This is a genomic window from Streptomyces flavofungini (genome assembly GCF_041028215.1).
Taxonomy (GTDB): Bacteria; Actinomycetota; Actinomycetes; order Streptomycetales; family Streptomycetaceae; genus Streptomyces; species Streptomyces flavofungini_B.
On record NZ_JASKYR010000202.1, the window covers coordinates 1 to 10,124 of the forward strand.

Here is a 10,124-nt window from a genome sequence, read left to right on the forward strand (position 1 = left end):
GGGCCACCCTGGCCACACCCGGACGCGCAGCGGTTTAAGACCATTGACTAGTCAACCCTGACTAGTTCCCCCGCCAGGCCGGTCAAGCCGCCCGTCACTCAGCTCGACGCTTGACAGGAAGTGAATGCCGAATAAGTCTATGAACACAACGTGCGTGGAACGCATGCGACAGGAGGGAGACTCTCGTGACCGACGTGGTCGTCGCGGGCGTGGGCATGGTCCCGTTTGCCAAGCCCCGCGAGAGTGGTGCTTACCTGGACCTCGCCGAGAACGCGGCCCGGGTTGCACTGGCGGACGCGGGGCTCAACTACAGCGCGGTGGGACAGGCCTACGCCGGGTATGTATATGGTGATTCAGCTTCTGGTCAAGCCGCTCTGTACGGTCTCGGGCTGACCGGGATTCCGGTCGTGAACGTCAACAACAACTGCTCGACCGGCTCCTCGGCACTGTTCCTGGCCCGCCAGGCGGTCGCGAGCGGCGTCGTCGACTGCGCACTCGCCCTGGGCTTCGAGCAGATGACCCCGGGCGCGCTGAGCAGTACGTTCACCGACCGGGTGTCGCCGCTGTTCCGGCACGACGACGCCCACCGGGACATCTGCGGGCCTGACGACGCACCGCAGGCCGCCCGGCTCTTCGGCGGCGCCGGTCAGGCCTATGTCGACGAATACGGCATCGACCCGGCCGTGTTCGCCCGTATCTCGGTCAAGGCGCGGCGGCACGCGGCGAACAATCCCTGTGCCGTGTTCCGCGACCCGATCACCCTGGAGGACGTGCTCGCCTCGCCGGTGGTCTACGGTCCGCTGACCCGCCTGCAATGCTGCCCGCCGACCTGCGGCGCCGCCGCGGCAGTCGTGTGCACGCCGGAGTTCGCCCGCGCGCACGGCTGCGACGACAGTGTCCGGATCAAGGCCCAGTCGCTGGTGACCGATGTGCCGGGCGCCTTCGACGCCGGGGACATGCGCAAGGTCGTCGGCTACGACATGACCGTCAAGGCCGCGCACGAGGTGTACGAGGCCTCCGGCGTCAGCCCCGAGGATCTGCGGGTGGTCGAGCTGCACGACTGCTTCACCACCAACGAGTTCCTCACCTACGAGGCGCTCGGACTCACCCCGCAGGGCACCGCGGAGAAGTTCGTCCTGGAGGGCGACAACACCTACGGCGGCCGAGTGGTGACCAACCCCTCCGGCGGCCTGCTGTCCAAGGGCCACCCGCTGGGCGCGACCGGGCTCGCGCAGTGCACCGAACTGGTCTGGCAGTTGCGTGGCCACGCCGAGGCCCGTCAGGTCGACGGCGTGAACGTCGCGCTCCAGCACAACCTCGGGCTCGGCGGCGCCTGCGTGGTCACCCTGTACGAGAAGGCCGGTGTCTGACATGGCGATCGACCGCGCGCACATCGGACGCACCGTGGGCACCCAGACCCTGCTGATCTCCCGCAGCAGGCTGCGCCTGTTCGCCAAGGCGACCGGCCAGACCGACCCCGTCTACTCCGACCTCGACGCGGCGAAGGCCGCCGGGCATCCGGATCTTCCGGTACCCCCGACGTTCTTCACCGCCGTCCGCCTGGAGTCACCCGACCCCTTCGCCTGGCTGAGTGAACTCGGTGTCGACATGCGAGCCGTGCTCCACGGCGAGCAGGAGTTCATGTACCACCGCCTGGCCCATGCCGGGGACACGCTGACCGCGACCGAGCGGATCACCGACATCTACGACAAGCGCGGCGGCGCACTTGAGTTCCTGGTCAGCACCACCAGCATCACCGACCAGAACGGCGAGCTGATCACCGAGGCGGTCTCCACCACGGTGATCCGCGAGCTGAGCGGGGTGACGGCATGACCACCACGACCTGGAGTGTCGGCCACGAGTTCGCACCGCTGCCGGTCGAGCCGATCTCCCGCACCACCCTGGCGCTGTTCGCCGGTGGCTCGGGGGATCACAACCCGATCCACCTCGACCTCGACGTGGTGAAGTCCGCAGGACTGGACGACGTCTTCGCCCACGGCATGCTGTCCATGGCTTACCTAGCCCGGCTGCTCACCCGCATCGCACCCCAGCAGCGCCTGCGCCGCTACGGCGTCCGCTTCGTCTCCATCACGCCCGTCGCGGCGGAGCCGGTCTGCCGGGCGCGCGTCGATTCGATCGACGAGGTCAAGGGCGAACGCCTGGCCACCCTGGAACTGACCGTCACCCTCGCCGACGGCACCACCACACTGCGCGGCCACGCCGTCGTGGCCCTCGACTGACCCACCCTCACTTTCGACTCTAAGGACCATCCCATGGGGAAACTGGACGGAAAGACAGCGATCATCACGGGTGCGGGCCGGGGCATCGGCCAGGCCATCGCGGTGAAGCTCGCGGCCGAGGGCGCGAACGTCGTGGTGAACGACCTGGACAGCGGCCCGGCGAACGAGGTCGTCGAAAAGATCGTCGCCAGTGGTGGCAGCGCGGTCGCCTGCCCCGGCAGCGTCACCGCGCCGGACTTCGCCGAGCGCTTCGTGCGGACGGCCACCGACACCTACGGCGGCCTGGACATCATCATCAACAACGCCGGATACACCTGGGACTCCGTCATCCAGAAGATGACCGACGACCAGTGGGACGCCATCCACGACGTCCACGTCAAGGCTCCCTTCCGCATCCTGCGCGCCGCGCAGCCGGTGATCAGCAAGGCGGCGAAGGCCGAGGTCGCAGCGGGTCTCACGGTGCACCGCAAGGTGGTCAACATCTCCTCGGTCGCCGGGCTCTCCGGCAACCCCGGGCAGGTCAACTACGCGTCGGCCAAGGCAGCCGTCGTCGGCATGACCAAGACGCTGGCCAAGGAGTGGGGCCGCTACCGGGTCAACGTCAACGCGGTCGCGTTCGGCTTCATCGAGACGCGGCTGACCACGGCTCCGGCCGATGGTGCCTCGACCATCGACATCGACGGCGTCGAGATCAAGGTGGGCATCAGCCAGCAGCTCCTGGAGGCGGCGAAGTCGATGATCCCGCTGGGCAGGCCGGGCACGCCCGAAGAGGCGGCCGGTTCGGTGGCCCTGCTCACCTACCCCGAGGCCGACTACATCAGCGGCCAGATCATCGTCACGGGCGGAGGCTGGGAGGCATGAGCACGTACAGCGTGGCGTCGTGGCGTGATGAGGAAGTCGTCGCACTCGGCGAACTGGCCGCCAAGTTCATCGAGAGCGAAGTGGCGGCCAGACGCGAGGAGTTCGAGCAGCAGCACCAGGTCGACCGCGAGGTGTGGCGCGCGGCGGGCAAGCTGGGCCTGCTGTGCTGTTCCATCCCGGAGGAGTACGGGGGCGGGGGTGGCACCTTCGCCCACGATCTCGCCGTCGTCGAGGCACAGGCGCGCCTCGGCGAGACGGGCTGGGGCAACGGCGTGCACAGCGGCATCGTGGCGCACTACATCCTGGCCTATGGCAGCGAGGAGCAGAAGAAGCGCTGGCTGCCCGGGATGGCCAGCGGTGACCTGGTCGGGGCGGTCGCCATGACCGAGCCCGGGACCGGCTCGGACCTGAAGAACATCCGCACCAAGGCCGTGCGCGAGGGTGACGAGTACGTCATCGACGGCGCCAAGACGTTCATCACCAACGGCCAGCAGGCCGACCTGATCGTCGTGGCCGCCAAGACCGACCCCACCGCGGGCGCCAAGGGCATCTCGCTCATCGTGGTGGAGGTCGACTCCTGCCCCGGCTTCGTGCGCGGCCGGGTCCTTGAGAAGGTGGGCCAGCCCTCCGCCGACACCTCCGAGCTGTCCTTCCAGGACGCGCGGGTCCCGGCCGCCAACCTGCTGGGCCCCCGGCCGGGCGAGGGATTTGGGCAGCTGATGACCCAGCTCGCCCAGGAGCGCCTCGTCATCAGCGTCCAGGCGGTGGCAAGCGCCGAGGCGGCCGTGGCCCTGACCACGGAGTACGCCAAGTCCCGCGACATGTTCGGCAAGACCCTGTGGGACTTCCAGAACACCAGGTTCGTGCTGGCCGAGGCCGCCACCACCGCACGTGTGGCGCGGGCGTTCATCGACGACTGCGTGCAGCGCCATCTGGCGGGCGAGCTGGATGCCACCACCGCCGCGATGAGCAAGTGGTGGACCACCGAGCAGTACGTGACCATCGTGGACCGGTGTCTGCAGCTCTTCGGCGGCTACGGCTACATGCGGGAGTACCCGATCGCCCGGATGTTCGCCGACGCCCGCGTCACGAAGATCTTCGCGGGCTCCAACGAGACGATGAAGGACCTCATCGCGCGGTCGCTCTAGCAAGCGGTCAAGCACACTGTCGCGAAGGAGCGACTCATGTACCTCACTCAACCGCTGCACCGCGCGGCGCAGCAAACGCCTGACGACCTCTTCACCGTGTACGGCGAGCGGGGTACCACGGCCCGGGAGACACGCGCCATCGTCTCCCGGATCGCCGGTGGTCTGAAGCTCATCGGCGTCGACAGCGGCGACCGGGTCGGCGTGCTGTCCCTGAACACCGACCGCTTCTGCCAGATCGTGCTCGGTGTCGCCTGGGCCGACGCTGTCATCGTGCCGGTGAACACGCGCTGGAGTGTGAAGGAGATCGCCTACTCGCTCGACGAAGCCGATGTCTCGGTGCTCTTCGTCGACGACCAGTTCGCCCACCTCGCCGACGAACTGCGCAACCAGGCGCCCAGGCTGCACACGCTCATCCAGTGCGGCGAGGACAAGCTGCCGCACGCCGCGATCCCCTGGGCGGAACTGCTGTCCGCCGACCCGGTCGAGGACGCCCACCGCCAGGGCGAGGCGCTGGCGGGCATCTTCTACACCGGCGGCACCACCGGCATCCCCAAGGGCGTCATGCTGGGCCACCGCCAGATCTGCGTGGCCGCGATGGGCATGCTGCTCGCGCAGAGTCAGGTGCCCCAGGGCGGCGCGTCCATCCTGGTCGCCCCGGCGTTCCACATGGCCGGGTTCAGCGCCTGGATCGCCGGGATGCTGCTGAACGCGACCACCGTGCCCCTGCCCGCCTTCGACCCGGTACAGGTGATGCGCGCGATCACCGAACACCGCGCCAAGCAGGTGCTCCTTGTGCCCACGATGCTCCAGATGATCGTGGACCATCCCACGGTGGACGAGCACGATCTCAGCAGCCTGGAACTGCTGGTCTACGGGGCCTCACCGATCTCCGAGACGGTGCTCGGCCGGGCCCGCGAGGTCTTCACCTCCGCGCGGTTCCTCCAGGCCTACGGCATGACCGAACTCTCCCCCGGCACCGCGTTCCTGTCCGACGAGGATCACGACGATCCGGTGCTGCGCCGCTCGGCGGGCCGGGCCTCCGCCTTCGCCCGGGTCCGCATCGTCGACCCCCTCGACGAGGAGGTGCCGCGCGGCACGGTCGGCGAGATCGTGGCCGCCGGGGACCACGTCATGCTCGGCTACTGGAAGAAGCCCAAGGAGACCGCCCAGGCGGTGCGCGGCGGCTGGATGCACACCGGTGACGGCGGCTACATGGACGAACGCGGCTACGTCTACGTCGTCGACCGCATCAAGGACATGATCATCAGCGGTGGGGAGAACGTCTACTCCGTCGAGGTGGAGAACGCCGTCGCCAAACACCCCGCGGTCGCCCAGGTCGCCGTGATCGGCGTGCCCGACGCACAGTGGGGCGAGCGCGTGCACGCCGTCGTCGGCCTCGTCCCCGGTGCGGCGCTGACGCTGGCGGAACTGCGGCAGTTCTGCCGGGAGGAGATCGCCGGGTACAAGTGTCCGCGCAGCCTGGAAATCGTCGGCACCTTCCCGATGTCGGCGGCGGGTAAGATCCTCAAGCGGGAGCTGCGCACGATGGCCGAAGGAGGCAGCCAGGGCTGACTTCGGAGTCGGTCGGCGCGCCCCGCAGACGCCCCAGGGACAGGAAGCGGCAGATCGTCCTGCAAGCGCGCGACATGTTCATCGAACCCGGCTACCCGAACGTCACGATGAACGCGCTCGCCGAACGCGTGGGCATCACTGCCAGCGCGCTGTACCGACACTTCAGCAACAAGAACGACCTGCGGAACGCCGTACTGCGGGAGACCTTCGCCTGCTTCGAGCAGCCCATCACCGCGACGGCCCTCGCCCCCCTCCCCACGTCGTCGACCTGTGGGACCGCGAGGTGGGCCACGCCGAGCCCGAGGAGCGGCGCAAGCGCCGCGAGGCGGTACTCAACTGGGCCGCGGCGTTCGGGCAGGTGCTGCGCACACACCGCGCCGACCTGGCCGAGGGCAACGGAGAGCTGCTGGTCCGGGCGATGCTGTCGGCACTCACCTGCCTGGGCAGCGGCACCATCCACGCCAGGCCGCCGAGCCGCCGTGCCGCGGTCAGGGCGGCGCTGCACGCCATCGCCGCCGCCCCCCTCACCCCTACCGGCCGGGCGCGGCACACCCGGCCGCGAGCGCCTGCTGCTCGCGGCGGCCACGCCTGGACGCGGCGTTCGCCCGCGCGAGCGCGCCGGACGAGGCCATGCGTCTCATCGCCCCGCACATCGCCCAGCACGCCTCGGTCCACGCCAACCTCGCCGCGAAGGTGTACGAAATCCTCGCGGCGAACGTACCCGTCAGCCCGGCGTGACCAGGATGCGGTGCGCCAGGCGCTTCCACGCCGCGAGGTGGGGATCGCTCCCGTGGTCGCGCGGTTCGAAGGTGCAGGTGAGGGCCACGCCGCGCATGCTCGACAGCAGGACCGGCACGAGGTCGGGGAACGCGGGGTGCGCGACGTGTCCCGGGCCGAACAGGCCGGTGATCAGCTCACGGATGTGCCGGCCCAGCGCAGCGCGTCACGCGAGGGGAACTGGTGGAGCATGCTGCCGCGGGAGACCCCGGCACGCTCCTGGATGCGCGGGGTCGTCGTCGCCGTATACCCGTCCTCGGCGAGGCAGGTGACCGCCGCGGCGGGGATGCGTCCGCGCGTGTTCCTCGACCGCTCTTGTACGGGCAGCGGGGCGGAGTGGGAGGCGGCCATGCCGCAAAGTAACAGGCGGCATGAGCTGACTGACTAGTACGTGCTGACTAATGAGCGGGGTTCTGCGGGCAGCCGACTGTGGACTCGGCACCCCGGCGCGCGGGCTCCCAGAGGTCCGCCGAGCGCGGACCAGAAGGGTTCCCCCCGTTCCGCGGGCTGATGACCCCGCGTCACTTCGAGACGCGGGCCCCGATGCCGTCGAGCAGGAAGTCGAGGCCGATCCGGAAGGTGTCGTCGGCGTCCAGGTGGGCGGCGTCGCGCACCACCGTGGCCAGGGCGGGGAACCGCCCGGTGGCGATGGTGCGCCGCAAGTACGGCCCGAGTGAGGCCTGCCAGCGCTTCTCGTCCATTCCGGTGGTCCGCTCGGCACGCCGCTCGGCGATCTCCCGGCGTACCGCGCCGATCACGTACGCGTTGACCGCGGCGGTCACCGGCATGACGGCATCCACGCCGAGCTCCCCCAGCGCGGCCATCACCCGCTCCCCGCTGGCCAGCGCGTGCGGCCCGAGCTGCGGTCGGCCGCCCAGGAGGTCGGCGAGCCATTCGTGTTCGTGAGCGGTGTGCCTGACGGATTCGGCGAGAGAGCGGAGCACCTCGCGCCAGTCGTCGCCGACCGGCAGGATCTCGGCGTAGGCGGCGTCGACCATCAGGTCGAGCAGTTCCTCCTTGCTGTCGATGTACCCGTACAGCCGCATCGGGCGTACGTCCAGCGCGGTGGCGACCTTGCGCAGCGACACCGCGTCCAAGCCGTCCGCGTCGGCGAGTCGGATCGCCGCCCGGACGATCCGGTCCCGGCTCAGCGGAGCCGGAACGGGTCGATTCCGCGGCTCCGGCCGCTCCCACACCAACATGCCGCCAACGATACATCGCATGGAGCGATACAGTGTATCGGGCCATACAGTGTATCGGCCTGTATCGGTCCGGCTGACGTGACGCAGTGACGCCTCCGCGACGGCCGACGTGCGGTACCGCGCCGCAGCACCGGGATCAAGGAGGAGAGACAACGATGACCATCGCCATCGTGGGAGCGGGCATGGGCGGCCTCGCCCTCGCCCGCATGCTGCACATCAACGGCATCGACGCCGTCGTTCATGAACGCGAGGAGTCCCGCGAGGCGCGGGGCCAGGGCGGCATGCTCGACATCCACTCCGGCCAGCGGGCGTTGCGCGAGGCCGGTCTCATCGACCAGTTCCTCGCGATAGCCCGTGGGGAGGGCCAGGACATGCGCCTTCTCCAACCGGACGGCACCCTGCTGCACCAGGAGGACACGCCCGACGACGCCCCGCTCGCGCGCCCCGAGGTCGACCGCGCCGACCTGCGCGATCTGCTGCTCGATTACCTCCCCCACGGCATGGTCCGCTGGGGGCAGGCGTACGAATCCGCCGACAACGGCCTGCTGCGCCTCTCCGACGGCAGCAGCGCACCGTACGACCTGCTGGTCGGTGCGGACGGCGCGAACTCCCGGGTCCGCACGCTGCTCACCGACGCCCGCCCCGGGCACCTCGGCCAGAACGTCGTCGAGATCGGCATCCCCGACATCGACCGTACGCACCCCGACCTCGCGGCGATGGTCGGGCGCGGCAACTACTGGGTGCTCGGCGATGGACTGTCCCTGGCGGCACAGCGCAACGGCGACGGGCGCGTCCGCATCGGCCTCAGTTTCTACCGCACCGGCGAGGACTGGTTCGCCACCAGCGGGATTCCCTTCGACGACCCGGCCGCCGCCCGCGCGCGGCTGATCGAGCTGCTGCCCGGCTGGCACCCGCGGTTCACCGCGCTGATCGCCGCCTGCGACGACACGATCGTGCCGCGTGCGATCACCGCCCTCCCGGCCGGTCTGACCTGGCCGTCGACGCCCGGCGTCACACTGGTCGGCGATGCCGCCCACCTGATGCCTCCAGTGGGCGAGGGCGCCAACATGGCCCTGCTCGACGGCGCGTCGCTCGGCCTTGCGCTGGCCGCGCACCGGGACGACTTCCCCGCCGCCGTCAGAGAGTACGAACGCGAGATGTTCGAACGCACCGGCGCTGCGGCCCGCATGTCCACGAGAATCCAGGAGCTCCTGATGGCGCCGGACGCGGCCCAGAGGATGCTGGAGTTCTTCCGGCCCGACTGAAGGGGTTTCTGAAGGGGATGGTGGATGGGGATACAGGACCAGCATCCGTCGATGGGTGGAACACCACGAGCAGGAGCCCACGGAGACGTGAAGGTGATACGCCTTCAGCGCCAGCAGCGGCACCGGCAGCGGCGCGGGCTGGTGTTGTCCGCTGCGTCCCGGGGGTGCCGGAACGCAGCGGACAGACGACTCACCTGTAGTAGTAGGCCTTGGCCTCGACGGTGTGCGCCCTGGTGAGGTAGATGCGCATGTAGTACGAGGTCCCGGAGGCCGCGGCGGTCTTCACGGTCATCCAGCCACCGTTGCAGTACCCCCAGCCGCCCTTCTTGACGACCTTCTTGTCACGGGTCCGCACTATGTCGATCTTATACTTGGTGCCGTCCCCGCCGTTCCAGCACCGCGCGTTCACCCCGAGCGTTCCGCTGCGCGGGACGAAGTCGGGCGTGGCCCAGTACTTCGTGGGCGTGTGGCTCCTGGGCCCCCAGATCAGGTGCCAGCTCGCCCGGGCGGAAGCGGCGTCGTTGGTCCGCGCCTCCGCCAGCTGCGCGGACTGCTTGGCCGGAGGCTGCTGGGCCGGTTCGGCCTGCGCTGCGGGTGCGGCCACCGCGACAGCGCCCCCCAGCGCTGCCGTGGCCGTCGCGAGAGCGAGGCTGCGACGTATCTGCATGACGTACCTTTCCGTTCACACTGCGGGCCGGGTCCCGGACGGGTCCCCCGTGGACCCGCAGCTGTCCAGGCGCCGTAGTGGTCAGCCGGGCGCCGTGGCCATGACCAGGACGCTAGGGGTCACACCCGACTCGGGGCATCCAGCGGCGGGTTGATGGTGCGCGTCAACCTGAGGCGTAGCCCGCCGGTTCCTGCGGCGCTGGTTGTAAGCGGCACTTTCGAGCCAGCTGTCGCGGCCGGAGATCCATCCGTTGACCGGCTCGGTCGCGGCTCGGTCGCGGCTCGGTAATCCGTCTGCTGCTCAGCAGCATCAACAGCGTAGAAAGTGCGTACATCCACGCTGTGCTCCGCGTGCACGGCCAGGTGGCGGGCACGCGGAGCACAGCGTGGATG

The 10,124-nt window shown here is 69.7% G+C and carries 11 protein-coding genes; 7 read left to right on the forward strand and 4 right to left on the reverse strand.

The window, feature by feature from the left end:
- Positions 1 to 185: 185 nt before the first annotated feature.
- From AB8Z36_RS16210 to AB8Z36_RS16235, 6 genes are read left to right on the forward strand one after another with little or no spacing between them, the layout of a single operon-like run.
- Positions 186 to 1,370: a lipid-transfer protein gene (locus AB8Z36_RS16210; protein ID WP_369214014.1), complete on the forward strand. Its 1,185-nt coding sequence runs from the start codon at positions 186 to 188 to the stop codon at positions 1,368 to 1,370.
- A 1-nt stretch (position 1,371) separates the two neighbouring features.
- Positions 1,372 to 1,833, forward strand: a complete 462-nt coding sequence (locus AB8Z36_RS16215) for a MaoC family dehydratase N-terminal domain-containing protein (protein WP_369214024.1) — start codon at positions 1,372 to 1,374, stop codon at positions 1,831 to 1,833.
- A complete protein-coding gene (locus AB8Z36_RS16220; protein ID WP_369214015.1) occupies positions 1,830 to 2,240 on the forward strand; it encodes a MaoC/PaaZ C-terminal domain-containing protein in 411 nt (136 codons plus the stop codon). The genes AB8Z36_RS16215 and AB8Z36_RS16220 overlap by 4 nt, the downstream gene beginning before the upstream one ends.
- Before the next feature lie 33 nt (positions 2,241 to 2,273).
- The gene (locus AB8Z36_RS16225) at positions 2,274 to 3,101 is read left to right on the forward strand and encodes an SDR family NAD(P)-dependent oxidoreductase (RefSeq protein ID WP_369214016.1); all 828 of its coding nucleotides are present in this window, start codon (positions 2,274 to 2,276) and stop codon (positions 3,099 to 3,101) included.
- A complete protein-coding gene (locus tag AB8Z36_RS16230) occupies positions 3,098 to 4,249 on the forward strand; it encodes an acyl-CoA dehydrogenase family protein (RefSeq protein ID WP_369214017.1) in 1,152 nt (383 codons plus the stop codon). The genes AB8Z36_RS16225 and AB8Z36_RS16230 overlap by 4 nt, the downstream gene beginning before the upstream one ends.
- 36 nt (positions 4,250 to 4,285) lie before the next feature.
- Entirely contained in the window at positions 4,286 to 5,821 is a 1,536-nt protein-coding gene (locus AB8Z36_RS16235; RefSeq protein WP_369214018.1) for a long-chain-fatty-acid--CoA ligase, read from the forward strand.
- Between the two features lie 724 nt (positions 5,822 to 6,545).
- Here AB8Z36_RS16235 and AB8Z36_RS16240 read toward each other — a convergent pair.
- From AB8Z36_RS16240 to AB8Z36_RS16250, 3 genes are all read right to left on the reverse strand, one after another.
- Positions 6,546 to 6,677, reverse strand: a complete 132-nt coding sequence (locus AB8Z36_RS16240) for a hypothetical protein (protein ID WP_369214019.1) — start codon at positions 6,675 to 6,677, stop codon at positions 6,546 to 6,548.
- A gap of 53 nt (positions 6,678 to 6,730) precedes the next feature.
- Entirely contained in the window at positions 6,731 to 6,949 is a 219-nt protein-coding gene (locus AB8Z36_RS16245) for a TetR/AcrR family transcriptional regulator (RefSeq protein WP_369214020.1), read from the reverse strand.
- A gap of 170 nt (positions 6,950 to 7,119) precedes the next feature.
- Positions 7,120 to 7,800 (reverse strand): TetR/AcrR family transcriptional regulator, encoded by a 681-nt coding sequence (locus AB8Z36_RS16250; RefSeq protein WP_369214021.1) that lies wholly within the window; start codon positions 7,798 to 7,800, stop codon positions 7,120 to 7,122.
- Positions 7,801 to 7,955: 155 nt separating this feature from the next.
- Here AB8Z36_RS16250 and AB8Z36_RS16255 point away from each other — a divergent pair, with 155 nt between their 5' ends.
- Entirely contained in the window at positions 7,956 to 9,065 is a 1,110-nt protein-coding gene (locus AB8Z36_RS16255) for an FAD-dependent oxidoreductase (RefSeq protein ID WP_369214022.1), read from the forward strand.
- Positions 9,066 to 9,255: 190 nt separating this feature from the next.
- On the opposite strand, the gene AB8Z36_RS16260 is transcribed toward AB8Z36_RS16255, so the two are convergent.
- Positions 9,256 to 9,732 carry a hypothetical protein gene (locus AB8Z36_RS16260; RefSeq protein WP_369214023.1) on the reverse strand — a complete coding sequence of 159 codons (477 nt, stop codon included), beginning with the start codon at positions 9,730 to 9,732 and terminating at the stop codon, positions 9,256 to 9,258.
- Positions 9,733 to 10,124 lie beyond the last annotated feature (392 nt).